At 68.7% G+C, this 16,679-nt stretch carries 15 protein-coding genes and 1 pseudogene; 6 read left to right on the forward strand and 10 right to left on the reverse strand.

The window, feature by feature from the left end; all coding sequences use genetic code 11:
- Positions 1-1,287: TonB C-terminal domain-containing protein (locus ACFPOU_RS03160; RefSeq protein ID WP_379717101.1), on the forward strand; the 1,287-nt coding region annotated here is incomplete at its 5' end.
- A gap of 16 nt (positions 1,288-1,303) precedes the next feature.
- Here ACFPOU_RS03160 and ACFPOU_RS03165 read toward each other — a convergent pair.
- Entirely contained in the window at positions 1,304-2,251 is a 948-nt protein-coding gene (locus ACFPOU_RS03165) for a D-2-hydroxyacid dehydrogenase (RefSeq protein WP_379717104.1), read from the reverse strand.
- Between the two features lie 220 nt (positions 2,252-2,471).
- Positions 2,472-2,822, reverse strand: a complete 351-nt coding sequence (locus tag ACFPOU_RS03170; RefSeq protein ID WP_379717107.1) for a hypothetical protein — start codon at positions 2,820-2,822, stop codon at positions 2,472-2,474.
- A gap of 231 nt (positions 2,823-3,053) precedes the next feature.
- Between ACFPOU_RS03170 and ligD the strand changes: the two genes are divergently transcribed.
- Positions 3,054-5,657 (forward strand): DNA ligase D, encoded by a 2,604-nt coding sequence (gene ligD, locus ACFPOU_RS03175; RefSeq protein WP_379717109.1) that lies wholly within the window; start codon positions 3,054-3,056, stop codon positions 5,655-5,657.
- A 382-nt stretch (positions 5,658-6,039) separates the two neighbouring features.
- On the opposite strand, the gene ACFPOU_RS03180 is transcribed toward ligD, so the two are convergent.
- Genes ACFPOU_RS03180 through ACFPOU_RS03190 form a run of 3 tightly spaced genes read right to left on the reverse strand, consistent with a single transcriptional unit; the run spans position 6,040 to position 8,329 of the window.
- Positions 6,040-6,279: a hypothetical protein gene (locus ACFPOU_RS03180; RefSeq protein ID WP_379717112.1), complete on the reverse strand. Its 240-nt coding sequence runs from the start codon at positions 6,277-6,279 to the stop codon at positions 6,040-6,042.
- A 3-nt stretch (positions 6,280-6,282) separates the two neighbouring features.
- Positions 6,283-7,335 (reverse strand): non-homologous end joining protein Ku, encoded by a 1,053-nt coding sequence (gene ku, locus ACFPOU_RS03185; RefSeq protein ID WP_379717115.1) that lies wholly within the window; start codon positions 7,333-7,335, stop codon positions 6,283-6,285.
- 28 nt (positions 7,336-7,363) lie between these two features.
- Positions 7,364-8,329, reverse strand: a complete 966-nt coding sequence (locus ACFPOU_RS03190) for an SDR family oxidoreductase (protein ID WP_379717118.1) — start codon at positions 8,327-8,329, stop codon at positions 7,364-7,366.
- Between the two features lie 169 nt (positions 8,330-8,498).
- Between ACFPOU_RS03190 and ACFPOU_RS03195 the strand changes: the two genes are divergently transcribed.
- From ACFPOU_RS03195 to ACFPOU_RS03205, 3 genes are all read left to right on the forward strand, one after another.
- Entirely contained in the window at positions 8,499-9,968 is a 1,470-nt protein-coding gene (locus ACFPOU_RS03195; RefSeq protein ID WP_379717121.1) for a GGDEF domain-containing protein, read from the forward strand.
- 164 nt (positions 9,969-10,132) lie between these two features.
- Positions 10,133-11,779 carry a SulP family inorganic anion transporter gene (locus tag ACFPOU_RS03200; protein ID WP_379717124.1) on the forward strand — a complete coding sequence of 549 codons (1,647 nt, stop codon included), beginning with the start codon at positions 10,133-10,135 and terminating at the stop codon, positions 11,777-11,779.
- A gap of 108 nt (positions 11,780-11,887) precedes the next feature.
- Positions 11,888-12,487: a GNAT family N-acetyltransferase gene (locus ACFPOU_RS03205; protein WP_379717127.1), complete on the forward strand. Its 600-nt coding sequence runs from the start codon at positions 11,888-11,890 to the stop codon at positions 12,485-12,487.
- A gap of 23 nt (positions 12,488-12,510) precedes the next feature.
- Here the strand turns inward: ACFPOU_RS03205 and ACFPOU_RS03210 are convergent, their stop codons facing one another.
- Complete coding sequence (locus ACFPOU_RS03210; RefSeq protein ID WP_379717130.1) at positions 12,511-12,651, reverse strand: hypothetical protein; 141 nt, start codon at positions 12,649-12,651, stop codon at positions 12,511-12,513.
- Between the two features lie 97 nt (positions 12,652-12,748).
- Positions 12,749-13,138, reverse strand: a pseudogene (locus tag ACFPOU_RS03215) (1-acyl-sn-glycerol-3-phosphate acyltransferase); the annotation flags it as partial.
- A gap of 188 nt (positions 13,139-13,326) precedes the next feature.
- On the opposite strand from ACFPOU_RS03215, the gene arsC reads away from it, so the two are divergent.
- Complete coding sequence (gene arsC, locus ACFPOU_RS03220; RefSeq protein WP_379717133.1) at positions 13,327-13,674, forward strand: arsenate reductase (glutaredoxin); 348 nt, start codon at positions 13,327-13,329, stop codon at positions 13,672-13,674.
- A 186-nt stretch (positions 13,675-13,860) separates the two neighbouring features.
- Here the strand turns inward: arsC and ACFPOU_RS03225 are convergent, their stop codons facing one another.
- The 3 genes from ACFPOU_RS03225 to ACFPOU_RS03235 all read right to left on the reverse strand — a co-directional run bounded on the left by ACFPOU_RS03225 (position 13,861) and on the right by ACFPOU_RS03235 (position 16,678).
- Entirely contained in the window at positions 13,861-15,084 is a 1,224-nt protein-coding gene (locus ACFPOU_RS03225) for a DUF1565 domain-containing protein (protein ID WP_379717136.1), read from the reverse strand.
- A 123-nt stretch (positions 15,085-15,207) separates the two neighbouring features.
- A complete protein-coding gene (locus ACFPOU_RS03230; RefSeq protein ID WP_379717139.1) occupies positions 15,208-15,654 on the reverse strand; it encodes an acyl-CoA thioesterase in 447 nt (148 codons plus the stop codon).
- 841 nt (positions 15,655-16,495) lie between these two features.
- Complete coding sequence (locus tag ACFPOU_RS03235; RefSeq protein WP_379717142.1) at positions 16,496-16,678, reverse strand: hypothetical protein; 183 nt, start codon at positions 16,676-16,678, stop codon at positions 16,496-16,498.
- Position 16,679: the final 1 nt, after the last annotated feature.

Genomic DNA, 16,679 nt, shown 5'->3' on the forward strand with positions numbered 1-16,679 from the left:
CCGGCGCCGGCGGCGCCGTCGATGCAGGCCACGGTCGATGTCGCCGAGCGCAGCGCTCCCGTCGAGCCCGTGCAAGCGCCGGCGCCGGACCAGGTGCAAGCGGCGCAGGAACAGGCGGCCGAGCAGGAACGCGAACTCGAACGCATCGTGCTGGAGCGGGACAGGCAGGATGCGCAGCGGCTGCAGCAGGCGCAGTCGGCGGCGCAGGCGCAGGAGGAAGCTGCACGAGCAGCGCAGCGCGACCTGGAAGCGGCGCGCGAAGCCGCCCGCGCCGAGCAGCTGGCCAGGCTCGACGCGGCGCGCCTGGAAACGGAGCGCCGCGACGCCGAACAGGACGCCGCCCGCAAGGAACAGGAACGGCTGGCCGCCGCCAGGGCCGATGCCGAGCGCACGGAAGCGGCGCGCCAGGAACAGGCAGCGCAGACGCAGCGCGAGGCCGCGCGCCAGGAACAGGCGCGGCAGGACGCCGAGCGGCAGGAAGTGGCACGGCAGGAGCAGGCGCGGCAGGAAGCGGCGCGCCAGGAAGCGGCACGCCAGGAAGCGGCACGCCAGGAACAAGCCCGGGCCGACGCGGCGCGCATGGCGCAAGCGGAAGCCGATGCCGCGCGCACGGAGCAGGCGCGGCAGGATCAGGCGCGCCAGGAAGCCGCACGCCGCGACGCAGCCGACAGGGAAACCGCGCGCCAGGAAGCGCTCCGCCAGGAAGCCGCGGGCCAGGAAGCGGCACGGCAGGAAGCGGCGCGGCAGGAAGCGGCACGGCAGGAAGCGGCGCGGCAGGAAGCGGAGCGGCAGGCCCGGGCCAGCCAGGAACAGGCCCAGCGCGAGCGCGCCGCGCAGGAAGCGCAGCGCGAGGAGCGGCTGCGCGCGATCGGCAAGCAGCTCGACCAGGAAGCCGCCCAGCGCGACGCGGCGGCGTCGACCCCCACCACCAGCAGCCTGCGCCGCGGCTGGATGTTCGGGCGCGCCGACGCGAATGCCGACCTGGTGCACTATGCGCAGGCGATGAGCCGCAAGATCGAATTGAACATGACGCTCGACCTGCTGCGCGACATCGTCAAGCAGCGCCACACCCAGCCGGTCGTGACGCTGGCGATTCGCGCCGACGGCTCGGTGGAGAAAGTGACCTTCGTGGTGTCGAGCGGCGTGCCGGCAATCGACGAAGCGATCCGCCAGGTGGTGGCGAGCCAGGCGCCGTATGGCCCGTTCCCGCCGGCCCTGGCGCGTCAGTACGATGTGATCGAAATCCGCCGCACCTGGATTTTCGACGTCGCGATCCGCCTCGAGTGAGCCGGATCGGGGCCGCTTACCCCACCAGGTTGATCGCCCGTCCCGCTGCCCACGCTTCGATATTGTCCACCAACATGTCGGCCAGCGTCTGCATCGCCCCGGCACTGGCCCAGGCCACGTGCGGTGTCAGGATGAAATTCGGCAGCCGCAATCCCAGTAAGGGATTGTCCTGGTCCGGCGGCTCCTTGCTCAGCACGTCGAAACCGGCGCCGCCGATCGTGCGCCGCATCAGGGCCTCGGCCAGCGCATCCTCGTCGACCAGCCCGCCGCGCGCGGTGTTGATCAGCAGGCCGGTCGGCTTCATCAGCCCCAGTTCGCGCGCGCCGATCATGTGGCGCGTGGCCTCGTTGAGCGGCAGGTGCAGGCTGATGACGTCGGAGGTGGCCAGCAATTCGTCCAGTTCCAGCTGCGCCACGCCCGGCTCGGTCACGGGCGAGCGCGAGGTCGTGGCGATGCGCATGCCGAAGGCCTGGCCGATCTGCGCCACGCGCCGCCCCAGCGCGCCGTAGCCGACGATGCCGAGCTGGCTGCCGGCCAGGTCGCCGATCGGGTGGTCGAGCAGGCAGAAGCGGCTCGAATGCTCCCAGCGGCCCGCCTCGACGTCGGTGACATAGGCGCGCAGGTTGCGGCGCAGCGCCAGCATCAGGGTGAAGCAGTGCTCGGGCACCGAGACGCCCGAATAATCGCGGATGTTGGCCACCGCGATGCCGCGCGCGCGGCAGGCGGCGAGGTCGACGTTGTCGGTGCCGGTGGCGGCGACGGCCACCATGCGCAGCTGCGGCAGCTGGTCGAGCGCTTCGGCGCGCAGCGGCACCTTGTTGGTGATGGCAACGGTGGCGCCTTGCAGGCGCTCGGCGACCTGGTCGGCGGCGGTGGCGGGATAGTCCTGCCAGTCGTGCGCGAAACCGGGATGGCGGACCGTGGCCAGCAGGCTGTCGCGGTCGAGGAAGACGATCTTGTGCATGGCGCGCTCCAGGATAGGGTGCGCATATTGTAGAGCATGCGCCTGGTGTAGGGAAAAAATCGGCTTGCCGACAGCGCGGCAGGCAGTCGCCCGACAGTCTTACCCGCCGAGGGTAGAGCATGCGCCGCCATCGGGCGCGCGTCCACCGAAAAGCGGCGCGAAAAAAGACAGGGCGAACCCTGTCTTTTTCGGGCGATGGTGGGGCTCGAGCGGCCTGTCGTTATTTTGTGGTGGTGCTGGTGGTGCTGGTCGTGCTCATGTGGGCGCTGTGGGCGGTGTCCGCCTTGTGATCGGCTTTCGCCGCGGCGGCGTCGGCCTTGGCTTCCGCCTTTTTCTTGCTCGCTTTCTTCACGGCCTTGGCCTTGTCTTTCGCAGCGTCCGCCTTGGCGCCGGCGACGTCGGCCTTCGCCTCGGCCGCAGCCTTTTCAACCTTGGCATCGGCCTTTGCAACTTCCTTCGCTTCCTTGGCTTGCGCCTTGGCTGCCGGGTCGGTCGTCTGGGTGGCGGTGCTCTGCGCAAACGCCGAGGTGGCGAACAGGCCGGCAATCAGGGTAGCGACGATTTTGCTCATGGTCATTCCTTCAGGAAAAGGGGAAAGGGTGGAAGCCGATGGCCGCGACGGCCATGCTTTCCGGTGCTGCTGTGGTCCTTAACGCGGGCCGCGGCGGCGACGTTGACACGAATTACATCAGCTTACAAACCTGCGTCCCGCCCATCGCGAGCGCGACCGTTAGCTGCCGTACAGTGTGTACGCCGCCTGCTGCCTACACTGGCGCTACCGGAAAAACGCAGGAGTCCCGCCATGCCCGACGCCCTCAAGCTCTACCGATCCAAACGCGATTTTTCGATCACCTCGGAGCCGGCCGAAGGCGGCCGGCCGGGGAAGGACGCGCTCACCTTCGTCATCCAGAAACACTGGGCCAGCCGCCTTCACTACGATTTCCGCTTGGAGCTCGACGGCACCATGAAAAGCTGGGCCGTTCCGAAAGGCCCGAGCTACGACAGCCACGACAAGCGCATGGCCGTGCACGTCGAGGACCACCCGCTCTCGTATGCCGATTTCGAGGGCACGATTCCCGAGAAGCAGTATGGCGCGGGCAAGGTCATCATTTGGGACAAAGGTAGCTGGCAGCCGGACGGCGATCCGCACGAAGGCTATGCCAAGGGCAACCTGAAATTTGAACTGCACGGTCACAAGATGCATGGCCGCTGGGTGCTGGTGCGCATGAAGGGCCGCGGCGACAAGCAGGAACCTTGGCTCCTGATCAAGGAAAAAGACGAGTTTACGCGCCCGGCCGAGGAATTCTCGGTGGTCGACGAGATGCCCGACAGCGTCAAGTCGCTGCCGATGCCGGGCACGCGCGCCCGGCTGCCGGCCAAGGTGAAGGCGGACCCGGCTCCGGCCGCAAAGAAGGGCCGCGCCACCAAGGCGCGCGCGGACGCTGCCGCGGCCAAGGCCGCGGACCAGGCGCGCGAGGCCGGCCCGCCCGAGGGCGCCGTCGAGGCGCCGCTGCCGAAGCAATGCGCGCCCGAGCTGGCCACCCTGGTCGACAGCCCCCCGGCCCGTCCGGAAGAATGGGTGTTCGAGGTCAAGTTCGACGGCTACCGCATGCTCACGCGCATCGAAAACGGCGAGGTGCGTTTGATTACCCGCAACGACAACGACTGGACCGACAAGCTGGAGCCGCTGCGGCGGGAAATCGCCCGCATGGGCTTGCCCGACGGCTGGTACGACGGCGAGATCGTCGTCCACGACGCCCAGGGACGGCCGAACTTCGGTCTGCTGCAGCTGGCCTTCGACGGCACCAATGGCGTCGACATCGTCTATTTCCTGTTCGACGCTCCCTACCTCGGCGGCCATGATGTGCGTAAGGTGGCCCTGGTCGACCGGCGCGCGCTGCTGGAAGCGGCGCTGGCCGCAGCCAAGCCTTCCGACAAGGTGCGCTTCTCCGCCGAGTTCGGCACCGACCCGGAAGGCCTGGTGGCGGCCGCCTGCAAGATCGGCCTGGAGGGGGTGATCGGCAAGCGCCGCGATTCGCATTACGTGTCGCGCCGCTCGCCCGACTGGATCAAGCTCAAGTGCGGCCAGCGCCAGGAATTCGTGATCGCCGGGTATACCGACCCGAAGGGCGCCCGCAGCGGCATCGGTTCGCTGCTGCTGGGTACCTACGACCAGGACGGCGTGCTGCGCTACGCCGGCAACGTCGGCAGCGGCTTCAATGCCGAGAGCCTGCGCGACATCACCGCCAGGCTCAAAGCCCTCGATACCGACCTCAGTCCATTCCCGCCGCGCACGGTTCCCGGGCGCAAGCACCATTGGGTGAAACCGGAACTGATCGCCGAAGTAAGCTTTTCGGAGTGGACCAGTGCCGGCGCGGTACGCCATCCGGTATTCCAGGGCTTGCGCACCGACAAACCAGCGCAAGGCATCACGCGCGAACTGCCCACCCCGATACAGGAGGTCGACATGCCAGAAGACAAGCGGGCGCCAGCGCCGGAACCCGTGGCGGTGCAGGGCGAATTGCCCGCCACGCTGAAGGTCACGAACGGCGAGCGCGTCGTCGACGAGCGCAGCGGCGCCACCAAGATGGACCTGGTGCGCTATTACGCCCTCGTGGGCGACCTGATGATGGAACACCTGAAGGGGCGCCCGGTTTCGCTGGTGCGCGCGCCCGCCGGCATCCGGGGCGAGCTGGTATTCCAGAAGCATGCCGACATCAAGAAGCTGCCCGGCATCAAGCACATGGACCAGGCGCTCGACCCCGAGCATCCGCCCATGCTGGAGATCAGCAATGTCACCGGCATCCTGTCGGCCGCGCAATGGAACGCGGTCGAGTTCCATACCCAGAACGCGACAGGCAAGGCTTACGACAAGCCCGACCGCATGGTGTTCGACCTCGACCCGGGCGAGGGCGTGGAATGGGCGGCGATGCAGGAAGCGGGACTGCTGATGCACGCCTTCCTCGACGAACTCGGCTTGCCGAATTTCCTCAAGACGAGCGGCGGCAAGGGCTTGCACGTGGTGGTGCCGATCAAGGGCGGCAAGGATTGGGACACCGTGAAGGACTTTTCGCAGGCGATCGTGCAGCACCTCGCCAAGACCTTGCCCGAGCGTTTTTCGGCCAAGAGCGGCCCGAAGAACCGGGTCGGCAAGATCTTCATCGACTACCTGCGTAACGGCCAGGGTGCGACCACCGTCTGCGCCTGGTCGGCGCGCGCGCGGCCGGGCCTGGGTATCTCGGTGCCGCTGGCCTGGGACGAACTGGCAAGGCTGGAGGCGAGCGATTACTGGAACGTCAAGAACGCGCACACGCGCCTGGACCAGGGAAACCATCCCTGGGATGGGTATGCGAAGGCGGCCAGGACGCTGACGGCGGCGATGAAGCAGCTGGGGTTCAAGGCCTGAGCGCAGATTGCCGCGCTGTCCCATCCGGGCAGGCGCGGGAATCCGCCCCGCAACGCGACGACAGGCGGCAGTCGCCCGCCCGACGGCACGCGATTGCGAACCGGCTTGCACGAAAAAATGCGGACCAGGCAGTGCGCTATGCACCGGCCTGGCCCGCGGTGTTGCCCGGGCCGACCGCGCGCGGCCGGCCGTCACATCACATCAATAGCGGCGCGTGCCGGTGGTGCCGTTATAGGTCGGTTTGTTCATCTTGGCCTGGATTTTTTTCCAGATGAAGCCTGCGATTGCCATCATGATCATCTTGCGCATGAAAATCTCCTTGTGGGTGGACGGCGGGATGCCATCCGGTTGATATGTCTTTCCTGCATTGCCGGGTGCTGCTTCAGCCCGACGATTCGTTTTTGAAGATACCGCGTACATTCATCGCCATCAGCGCCACCTGCAGCGCGATCAGGGCCCAGGCCTCGTCGTGCACGCCCCAGACGATCCACAGGATGTTGCTGAAGATAAAGGCCCAGAAACCGAAGATACGCTTGCCGGCCTGTTTCGAGCCGACCATGAAGGCGGCGTACAAACTGACCGCCATCGCGGGCCACTGGAGAAAGTCGAGAAATTCCTCCATGCTTCAAGCCGCCTTCTTGCGGCGCGCGGGCGCCGGCGCGGCGGCCTTGGCCGTCTTCGGCGCCGGCCTGGCGGCGGCCTTGCCCGCCGTGGCGCGCTTCTTGGGGACTGCGCTGGCGGCAAGCTTGTCGCGGCTGGCGCCGGCCGTCTTGCGCGCGCGCGGCGCCGCTTCCTCGTCCGCGTCCGCGGCGGCCGGCCTGGGCGCGCGCTTCGGTGGCGGCGGTTCGTCGTCGTCGTCCCCGTCGGCGGACGCGGTCTTGCCCGGCTTCTTGCCCAGGCTGGCCTGGAGCAGCGAGACCAGGTCGACGACATTGGTCGGCCTGGCCGGTTTTTCGTCCTTGTCCGGCATCGTGATGGTCTTGGTCTGCTTGGCCTTGATCTTCTTGTCGATCAGGGCCATGACGTCCTCGCGGTAGGTGTCGTGGTACTGCTCCGGCTCCCATTGCTCGCTCATGCCCTCGACCAGGGCCATCGCCATCTTCAACTCCTTGTCGCTGAGCGCATTCCTGGCGTTCCTGGCCGGGATCTTGAGGTCGGCCGGGTCGCGGATCTCGTCGGGATAGCGCAGGGTGGTCATGACGATGGCGTTGCCCAGGCAGTGCAGCGCCGCCAGGTGCTGCTTGACGCGGATGACGACGTTGGCGATGCCGATCTTGCCCGCTTTTTTCAGCGTGTCGCGCAGCAGCGCGTACACCTTGTCGCCGCCCTTGCCGGGCGCGAGGTAATAGGGCTGGTCGTAGTAGATCAGCGGCACGTCCCCGGCGTCGACGAAGGCGAGGATGTCGATGGTCTGGGTCGCTTCCGGGTTGGCGCGGCGCAGGTCTTCGTCCGACAGCACGACGTATTCGCCGTCGGCGTACTCGTAGCCCTTGATGATGTCGTCCCAGCCGACTTCCTGGCCGGTGTTCTTGTTGTAGCGCTTGAACCCGATCGGAGAAAAATCGCGGCGGTCGAGCATGTTCAGGTCGAGCGCGTGGTTGCTCGTCGCCGGATACATCTCGACCGGGATGTGCACCAGCCCGAAGCTGATCGCGCCCTTCCACAAGCTGCGTGCCATGAAATTCTCCCTGTGCGTTAAGGTGCGGTCATTCGCCGACGCTGCCGGTCACCGGCAACACGATGCCGGTGATATAGCTCGAGCAGGCGTTCGAGGCGAGGAACACATAGGCCGGCGACAGCTCTTCCGGCTGGGCCGCGCGCCCGTAGGTGGTGCTCTCGCCGAAGTGGACGATCTTGTCCGGAGACTGGTCGGCGGGGTTGAGCGGCGTCCAGACCGGGCCCGGGGCCACGCAGTTGACGCGGATGCCCTTGTCCAGCAGGTTGGCCGCGAGCGACATGGTGAAGGCGTGGATCGCGCCCTTCGTGCTCGAATAGTCGAGCAGCATCCCGGAGCCCTTCAGGCCTGTCACGGAACCGGTATTGATGATGGACGCGCCGCGCTGCATGTAGGGCAGGGCGGCCTTGGCCATGTGGAAGTAGCCGTAGATATTCGTGCGCATCGTTTCGTCGAAGCGCTCTTCGGTGATGTCGAGCAGCGAGGCGGCGTGCATCTGGAACGCGGCGTTATTGACCAGCACGTCCAGGCGTCCCCACTGCGCGACGACGGCGTCGACCGCCTGCTGGCAGAAGTCCATGTCCTTGACGTCGCCGGCGATCGTCACGCAGCGGCGGCCCTCGGCTTCGATGCAGCGCTGGGTCTCGGCGGCATCTTCGTGTTCGTTCAGGTAGAGGATGGCAACGTCGGCGCCTTCGCGGGCGAACAGCACGGCGACGGCGCGCCCGATGCCCGAGTCGCCGCCGGTGACGATTGCCACCTGTGCCTCGAGCTTGCCGCTGCCCTTGTAGCCCTCGGCCATGAAGCGCGGCTTGAGCTCCATCTGCGCCTCCAGCCCCGGCTTGGCCAGGTGCTGCGCCGGCATCGGCGGCACCGGCTGGCGGGCGCCGATCTGCACCGGCTTTTCGCCTGCGTCGGGTGAACTGCTGGCGTCGAGCTGCTCCTGGCGGTTCTGGATCGCTTTCTGGTGGTTCGCTACATCGTCCTGGTTGGCCATCGCGCGCGTCCTTTCCTCTGCATGTTCTTGACCCCGCCAGTATCGGATGCGCGACAGGGCGCGACGGTGCGCTCCCACACACAGAACGGCACTTCGCCTGTCGCGGGGCGGCCGTTTATGTCAAAATCGCCATCGTTGTGCATTCAAAATGCATGTCAAGGAGAAAATCATGCCCCAGCAGGCCGCGCCGCCCGGTCCCACCACCGGGTTGTTCGTCAACCCGGCAGCCGCGCGCCGCGCCGGCTTCGAGGCCGTGTGCGGCGACCAGTTCGCGCGCCTGGATCTGGCCGACAGTGCCGAGGCCGCGCTGGCCACGCCGGATCTGCCCGGCGTCGGCCTGCTGGTCATCGACCTCGACCGTTTCGATCCGGAGCTCGACCATGCCGGACTGGCGCGCCTGGTGGCGGCGCGCGCCGGCGCCCCGACCTTCGTGCTGTGCCCCTTCGCCAATGCGCGCTGGCTGCCGGCCCTGATGGCCTGCGGCCCGGTCGAGTATGCGATCGCCCCGCTCGACGGCGAAGCGCTGCGCGCCGCGCTGGCCGCACGCCTGGCGGCAGGACCGACGCCGCTTGCCGCGCCCAGTCCGCGCGAACGGGCGCTCGACGGCTTGCAGGCGCTGCGCGCGCGGGTGCGCGCAGCGCTCGGCGAAGGCGAGGAACTGGCGGCGCTGGCCGAGCGCCTGTGCCAGGCCCTGTGCGGCTGGCCGGGCGTGGCGCATGCGGCACTGTTCTACCTGCAGCCGGGCGGCGACCTGCAGCTGCAGGCCCAGCATGGCGAGCGCAATCTCAACCTGGCCAAGGTGCTGGGACGTGCCGACCGCCTCTTGCAGTCGCCCCTGCGGCATGCCTTCCCGGGCCTGCTGGCGGCGGCCGCGAACACGATCGTGCTGCTCGACGACCTCGACAAATCGGGAGAACCCCGGCTGGCCGACGCCTTGCGCGGGCATGGCATCAAGCTGGTGCTGGCGCTGCCGATTCCGTCGGGCGGCCCCGGAACCGCGCGCGGTTCGCTCTGCCTGCTGTTGCGCGAAGCCCGCCTGTTTTCGCGCGACGAACTCGACGCCCTGGCGGAAATCGCCGACCTGGCCGCGGTCGCCCTGCGCATCGCCGACATGAACCGCGAGGGCGAAGCGATGCTGGTGCGCGTCACCCACCTGTCGACGCTCGACGCGCTGACCGGCATCGCCAACCGGCGCCAAGGCGAACGCCTGCTCGAAGGCGAGATCAAGCGCGCGCGCCGCTATAAGGTCCCGATGGCGCTGATCGCCTTCGACATCGACCGCTTCAAGGACGTCAACGACCGCTACGGCCATCCGGTCGGCGACCTGGTGCTGCGCGCCGTGGCCGACGCCGCCCGCAAGCTGGTGCGCGCTAGCGACGTGCTGGTCCGGTCGGGCGGCGAGGAATTCCAGGTAATCGCGCCGCACACCAGCGCCATCGACGGCCTCAAGATGGCCGAGAAGCTGCGCTCGGCGATCGAAGTCACGGCCATGCCGGGCGTCGACCGGGTCACCGTCAGCCTGGGCGTGGCGCAGCTGGGCGAGCACGAGAGTGCCGATTCGCTGACGGTGCGGGTGAACGCGGCGCTGGCGCGGGCCAAGCGGGCGGGGCGCAACTGCGTGGAATTGGCGATGGGCTGAGCCCGGCACCGGGCCCGGCAGGAAACGGGTCGTTGCCGACGCAACGCGTACGCCTGTACGGCTGTGCGCCCGTGCACGGGACACGCACCGCGACCGCCGCCAGCAGCATTGCCCGCGATCGCCCACCCGGCATGCTACTCTTGCCCTTTTGAAACGGACTAGCAATGCTGCACTGGTTGAGGCACTACCGGCGCGCCATGCTGCCCGGCGACATCAGCGCCGGCGTGGTGGTGGCGATGATGATGATCCCGCAAGGCATGGCCTACGCCCTGGTGGCCGGCTTGCCGCCCGTGGCCGGGATCTACGCCAGCATCGTCCCGCCCGTCCTGTATGCCTTGTTCGGCACCAGCCGTACCCAGTCGGTCGGGCCGATGGCGATCGTCTCGCTGATGACCGCGTCCAGCCTGGCGCCGCTGGCCGCCGCGGGCACGCCCCTGTACGCCACCCTGGCCGCCCAGCTCGCTTTGCTGTCGGGCCTGGTGCTGCTGGCCTGCGGCATGCTGCGCATCGGTTTCATCGCCAACTTTTTTTCGCGCCCCGTGATGAGCGGCTTCACCATCGGCTCCTCGATCGTGATCGCGCTCGGCCAGTTGCCGGCGCTGCTGGGCGCGTCCTTGCCGGCGCTGCACTTGCCCAGCGCCATCCTCGGCCTCGGTTCCCTCGTGATCCTGCTGGCCGCGCGCAGCCTGCTTGCACCCCAGCTGCGCCGCATCGGCGTCGGTAGCGTCGTGGCCGATATCGGCGCCAAGCTGGTGCCGATGGCGGTGGTGCTGGGCGCGACGGTGCTGGTGCCCGTGCTCGGCCTGGAAGGGCTCGGCGTGCGTACCACGGGCACGGTGCCGGCCGGGCTGCCGGTCTTTCACCTGGCGGCCTCGTTCGGCCACTGGCAGCCGCTGCTGCAGCCGGCCTTGCTGATCGGCTTCATGATTTTCCTGATCAGCATGTCCGGCGCCCAGACCCTGGCCCTCAAGCGCGCCGAAAAGCTGCACAGCAATTACGAACTGATCGGCCTGGGCGCGGCCAACGTCGGCAGCGCACTGTCGGGCGGCTTTCCGGTCACCGGCAGCATCTCGCGCTCGGCCGTGAACTTCGCGGCCGGCGCCAACACCCAGCTCGCCAGCCTGATCACCGCCGCCTTGCTGGCCCTGGCCCTGGTCGCCCCGACCGGCTGGCTGGCGCTGCTGCCGCTGCCGGCCCTGGCCGCCACCATCATCGTGGCCGTGCTCGGCATGCTCGACACGACGACCTTGCGCACCGCCTGGCGCTACGACCGGGTCGACGCCGCCGCGCTGCTGGCGACCGCCGCCGGCGTGCTGGCGCTGGGGGTGGAAGCGGGCGTCGTGGTCGGCGTCGCGCTCTCGATGGGTGCGCTGATCTGGCGCGCCAGCCGCCCGCACATCGCGGTGCTGGGACGCATCCCGGGCACCGAGCACTTTCGCAACGTCGAACGCTACAGCGCCGAGACGGCCGCCGGACTGCTGCTGCTGCGCGTCGATGCCGGACTGTTCTTCGGCAACGTCGAGGCGGTGAACGAACGCATCGAGGACGAACTGGCGGCGCGTCCGGACACGCGCCACCTGGTGCTGGTGCTGTCGGCGGTGAATGCGATCGATACCTCGGCGCTGTTCGCCCTTGCCGAACTCAACACCATGCTGCGCACGCGCGGCATCGGCCTGCACCTGGCCGAGGTGAAGGGGCCGGTCCTGGACCGCCTGAAGCAGAGCGCACTGCTGGACGAGCTGAACGGGAAACTGTTCCTGAGCACGGCGATGGCCTGGGATGCCCTGTCGCCAAACGCGCGCACGCACTGAAGCATGCGCGGCGGTGCGCCCGGCGCGTGCCCGCTGCGGGGGACCGGTTGCGGTGCGGACTGCACCGTGACGGTGCGGCGGGTCCCCGCAGCGGCCCGAAAGACAGGCATGAATCCTGCTCAGTGCACCGTATTCATCGACGACACACCGGGAGGACAAGAAATGCAGGCAACAAGGCTCGATGGCGCCGACGCCCGGACCCACGCGGCGCAACTGCGCGCATTGCTGCTCGACGCGGTCGCCCATGGCGCATCGGTCGGTTTCGTCATGCCGCTCGCGGACAGCATGGCCGACGCCTATTGGCGCGGCGTCGCTGAAGCGGTCGAGGCCGGCTCGCGCATCTTGCTGGCGCTCTGGCGCGGGCAGGTCCTGGTCGGGACGGTGCAGCTCGACCTGTGCATGAAGCCCAACGGCGGCAACCGCGCCGAAGTGCAAAAGCTGCTCGTGCACAGTGACGCGCGTCGCGGCGGCGTGGCGACGCGCCTCATGGCGGCGGCCGAAACGCAGGCGCTGGCGCTGCGGCGCGGTCTGCTGTTTCTCGATACGGAAGCGGGCTCGGACGCCGAGTCGCTGTACGCGCGCCTTGGCTACACGCGGGTAGGCGAACTGCCCGAATACTGCGCCACCCCGAACGGCGCCTGGCGCGCTACCGCGATCTGGTACAAGACCCTGTTCCTGCGCGAGCAAGCCGCCCCGCCGCGGGCGTGAAGGAGGCACTTGCGCGTGGCCTGTTATCCCTGGCGGCGCTCGGGGCCGGCATGGGGCGGTGCCAGCTTGACCGGCGCGGCATCGCGCGGATGCAGTGCCTGGCGGCCCTCGAAGGCGGCCGCGATCGCGGCCATGTCGGCGTCCTGGTCGCCGCTTAGGTGCACGCATGTCGACCATGCCCAGCTCTTTCTCGGCGTAATCGATGTAGACCAGTACCAGCGGCACCCTGGCCGCCGTCGCCAGGTGGTAGAAGCCGCTTTTCCAGTGCGGCCGATAGCTGCGCGTGCCTTCCGGCGTAATGGCCACCCAGCACCACTTCTCGCTCAGCATGCGTTGGGCCAGCAGGCGCGTCGCCCCCATCGGCGCGCGGCGGTCCACCGCCACGCCGCCCCAGTAGCGCATCAGCGCGCCCAGCGGACCGCGAAACAGCGCATCCTTGGCCAGCCAGCGAAACGGCAGGCCCAGCGCCCATTTGCCGAGCAAGCCGATCAGGAAGTCCCAGTTCGAGGTATGCGGGTAGACCACGGCAATGCCGTGCGGGCCGGGCAGGGGACGACAGCGCAGTTTCCAGCCTATCAGGTTCAGCATGCGCAGCGCCAGGCGCTGGCCGAGCGTCGGCAAGGCCGCTGGATGCAACATCGTGTCGCCCATGATCTCTCCGTCATGCGATCCGGAGGATGGCCGTCTTGTTCTGTAGTCTGACTCGCGCAAGTGACTTTATTCCCGTGTGGAAAACCAAGCGGGGAATTTTATAGCGCCAGGGCAAGACCTACAAGCGAAAAACTGTCCTGGTGGCGGGGCAGGCCGTATCATGGGTATCCGTCTGCCATTCGACCGCCATGGATATCACGATCTATCACCATCCGCATTGCAGTAATTCACGCCAGACCCTGGCGGCGATCCGCGCCGCCGGCCACGCGCCCCGTATCGTCGATTACCTGATCGCGCCGCCCTCGCGCGAGGAACTGGAGCGCATGCTGGCCGCGGCCGGCATGCGTCCGCGCGCGGCGATGCGCACCAAGGAAAGCCTGTACACGGAACTCGGACTCGACGGGGACGCCGTGTCCGACGCGGTCTTGATCGATGCGATGCTGGCCCATCCGGTGTTGATCAACCGGCCTTTCGTGCTGACGCCGAAGGGCGTGCGCCTGTGCCGGCCGCCGGAGACGGTGCGCGAGATCCTGTAGCGGGCATTCGCCGCACACTGCGGGGCCAGCCGGGGTACTCGCCCGGAAACACCTGTGTTGTTCGTTTCCAGGCCAGCGCGTTGCTATGTTGGCTCCGCTCCGCTTGCAGTGCGCGCACGGCGGTGCCCGGCCGCCTTGCACCGTATCCGGTGCTGTTCCAGGAAATTCGCACGCGGTGTCGGGTAATTAGCGGGAGGGAGGCGAATACTGGCTGACGGGAAGGTCCGCGTCGGCCGGCGGCTCGTGCTGGAAGGCGCCGATGTCGAAGCCGGTCTCCGGACTGCGTGGTTTGCCGTCGAAGTCCGGCTCCGGCGCGGCGACGGCCATGCCGCGCCCGATCGCCGGCGATTGCGTGCTCAGGCGAAAGTCCGGGGTGTCGGTGCGGGAGTAGTCGAGGAAGCCCGGATCGGCGGCGATCGTCCCGAGATGGGTGCGCCCCGGCGCCAGGCGCCAGTCGCTGGCGGTGTTCTGGAACACCAGGTTGTGCACGTAGCGGTTGTTGCGGCCGGTCGCGCCTTGCTCGAGGATCCCGTGCTTGTTGTCGTAGACGATGTTGTTTGCCACGATCGTGTGGTCGTTGCCCTCCTTCGAATAATAGAAGTCGCCGCCGCCGACGACGATGCCCGAACCCGAGGTCGACACGGTATTGCCGGTGATGTCGACGCGCTGGGCGTCGTGCCACAGGTGGATGCCGGCGCCGGAAATCCGGTACACCACGTTGCTGCGCACGCGCGCCTGGGTGCTGATGTAGATGCCGTGGTGGTAGCGGCAGTCGCCCGGGCCGATGTCGTGCACGTTGTTGCCGATGACCTCGCCCTGCTTGCCCTTGTAATAGCTGTCCACGCCGATGCCGGAACCGCCGGCCGCCTCGCAGGGCACGTCGAGGGCGATGTGGTGCACGTGGTTGTGGCGGATGCTGTTGTAGGAGCCGCCGTTGTAGATGCCGCTGAGCCACTTGGTGCCGCTCTGGTACTGGCTGCCGTCGACCTCGAAACCGACGATGTCGACATGGTTGCCGCGGTTATCCCAGGCGCTGGCGGTGCGCGAGTCGAGCGGCGGCACGATTTTCGCGCCCCAGCGCTCGGAGGAGACGAAGATGATGCGCGCCTCGGCGCTGCCGTTCACGTTCGTGCGAAAGCCGCCGGTGTACTGGCCGGGCGCCACGTACACGGTGGTGCCGGGCGTCACGACCTGCGCCGCGCGCCCGATCGTGCGGAAGGGTTCTTCCTGGGTGCCCGGATTGGCGTCCGAACCGCCCGGCGCCACGAACAGGTTGGTGCGCACGACCTCCGGGATGACCAGCTGTTCGGATGAACCCTCGCGCAGGCGGCAGCCGTCGAGCCCGAGCAAGACGGCGCAGGACAGGACCGCGAGCAGCGGGTTGGCGGGACGATGCGGCTGACCAAGCATGGCGAGACCTCGTGGACGGCGGACACCAGTGCAGTGTCGCCCGGTGCGAACGGCCGCCGGCCCGGTTTGCTCAAGTTTGCCTTTGAGGGAGCGCAACGCGACTCACGCAAGCACATGCATGCGTCAGCCGCGCGCGTTCTTCCCCACCACTTGCGGCATGTAAGCGTCGAGGAACTCGGCCGGCATGCGGCGCGGACGGCCGCCGCTGATGTCGATGCAGACCAGCTCCCAGCGCCCGCGCAGCACGGTCGCGCCGTCGCCGGCGCGCACCAGCTGGAAGCGGCGTTCCATCGACAGCTTGCCGTCGCCGCCGACGAGCCAGGTCGCCAGCTGCAGGGGTTCGCCCAGCAGCGTGGGGAGGATGTAGTCGTATTCGCCGCGCCGGATCGCCATCGCGCGGTCCAGGCGCCGGTAATCGTCGATGCCCAGGCCCAGCGACTCGGAATGGGCCCAGCCGATCTGCTCGCACCAGCGCACGTAGACGGCATTGTTGGTATGGTTCAGGCCATCGATATCCCCGGCGCCGGGCGCGAGCGCGAGCAGGAACGGTTGCGGATAATCCCAGGTCAATTGAAATCCTTCTCGAACGGCGCGCGGTGCAGCGCGGAGCATGCCCGCGGCGGCGCCAAAGCGCCATTCTAGCCGGATGCCGCGTCCACTGCCGGGTCGGCCTTGCCGTACTGGCGCGGCCTGACCCATGTCAGCCGTGCGCGCCGAACCGGCTCGCCGCGAAGCGCGTCCAACCACCAGGCCGGCATGGGGGGACGCGGTGTTGACGATTGTCTTGCTGTTATATCTGCAGCTGCACCTCGAGGTCACGCTCGAGAGCAGCAGCCTGCGCGGCGTGTACGCCACGCGCGCCGAATGCGAAGCGGCCGCCACCCGCCTGCGCGGGCCGCTGCCGACGCCGCGTTCGTATGCCGCGGCCTGGCACGACGCCGTCTGCCTGCCGATCAACCGCGACGTCAAGGTCAACGGCGCCGCGCCCGAAGGCCTGGGCCGGCTGTTCGAGCGCCAGCCGCCGGCGGGCGAATGCGGCGCAGCCGGCGCCTGGCGCCGCCTGGCCGAATTGTGCAAGCCGGGCGGGAGCCTGGCGCGCCCGCGCGAGGACCGGTCAGGGCTGCGTCCAGCTGACGCCGGACGGGCAGGGGGTGGCCACGGCGCCGCGGCCGTCGGCCATGCGGAAGCCGGTTTGCAGGCCGCCGACGCTGCCGCCGCGGTAGCAGGCCTTGCGCCTGGCGCGGCAGCGGCCTGCGGGGCGAAGACAGGGTCAAATCGTAATTCGGGAAAGACAGCGGGCGCCGGCAGCGCGGCGGGCGGCACCCCGCTGCTCGCGCACGGGCGCTGGCGCGGACGTGGCGGGGCCAGCGGCCGGGGGGGCCGCAGGCGCCTGCGCCGGCCGCGCCTGCGGCTACACCTGCAGGAACACCGCCTTGGCCTCGCGCTGCGGCGGCCCGGGCGCGGCGGCCCCGCGCATGCTCGTCAGCCAGGCCAGCACCGGCAGCAGGTGCAGGCCCAGGGTCAGCGCGAGCGGCGTCCAGGGACGCGGCGCCGCCCGGTCAGGCACGGCTTCGGGCGGTGCTGCGCCGGGCACC

Source organism: Massilia jejuensis, from assembly GCF_042656795.1.
In the GTDB taxonomy this organism is placed as follows: domain Bacteria; phylum Pseudomonadota; class Gammaproteobacteria; order Burkholderiales; family Burkholderiaceae_D; genus Telluria; species Telluria jejuensis.

What these genes read in the sequence shown, in the direction of transcription:
- ACFPOU_RS03190 (WP_379717118.1), bottom strand. Translation starts at nt 8,329, where the DNA reads ATGGCCAACCAGGACGATGTAGCGAACCACCAGAAAGCGATCCAGAAC.
- ACFPOU_RS03200 (WP_379717124.1), top strand. Translation starts at nt 10,133, where the DNA reads ATGCTGCACTGGTTGAGGCACTACCGGCGCGCCATGCTGCCCGGCGAC.
- ku (WP_379717115.1), bottom strand. Translation starts at nt 7,335, where the DNA reads ATGGCACGCAGCTTGTGGAAGGGCGCGATCAGCTTCGGGCTGGTGCAC.
- ACFPOU_RS03225 (WP_379717136.1), bottom strand. Translation starts at nt 15,084, where the DNA reads ATGCTTGGTCAGCCGCATCGTCCCGCCAACCCGCTGCTCGCGGTCCTG.
- ACFPOU_RS03205 (WP_379717127.1), top strand. Translation starts at nt 11,888, where the DNA reads ATGAATCCTGCTCAGTGCACCGTATTCATCGACGACACACCGGGAGGA.
- ACFPOU_RS03195 (WP_379717121.1), top strand. Translation starts at nt 8,499, where the DNA reads ATGCCCCAGCAGGCCGCGCCGCCCGGTCCCACCACCGGGTTGTTCGTC.
- ACFPOU_RS03180 (WP_379717112.1), bottom strand. Translation starts at nt 6,279, where the DNA reads ATGGAGGAATTTCTCGACTTTCTCCAGTGGCCCGCGATGGCGGTCAGT.
- ligD (WP_379717109.1), top strand. Translation starts at nt 3,054, where the DNA reads ATGCCCGACGCCCTCAAGCTCTACCGATCCAAACGCGATTTTTCGATC.
- arsC (WP_379717133.1), top strand. Translation starts at nt 13,327, where the DNA reads ATGGATATCACGATCTATCACCATCCGCATTGCAGTAATTCACGCCAG.
- ACFPOU_RS03165 (WP_379717104.1), bottom strand. Translation starts at nt 2,251, where the DNA reads ATGCACAAGATCGTCTTCCTCGACCGCGACAGCCTGCTGGCCACGGTC.
- ACFPOU_RS03170 (WP_379717107.1), bottom strand. Translation starts at nt 2,822, where the DNA reads ATGAGCAAAATCGTCGCTACCCTGATTGCCGGCCTGTTCGCCACCTCG.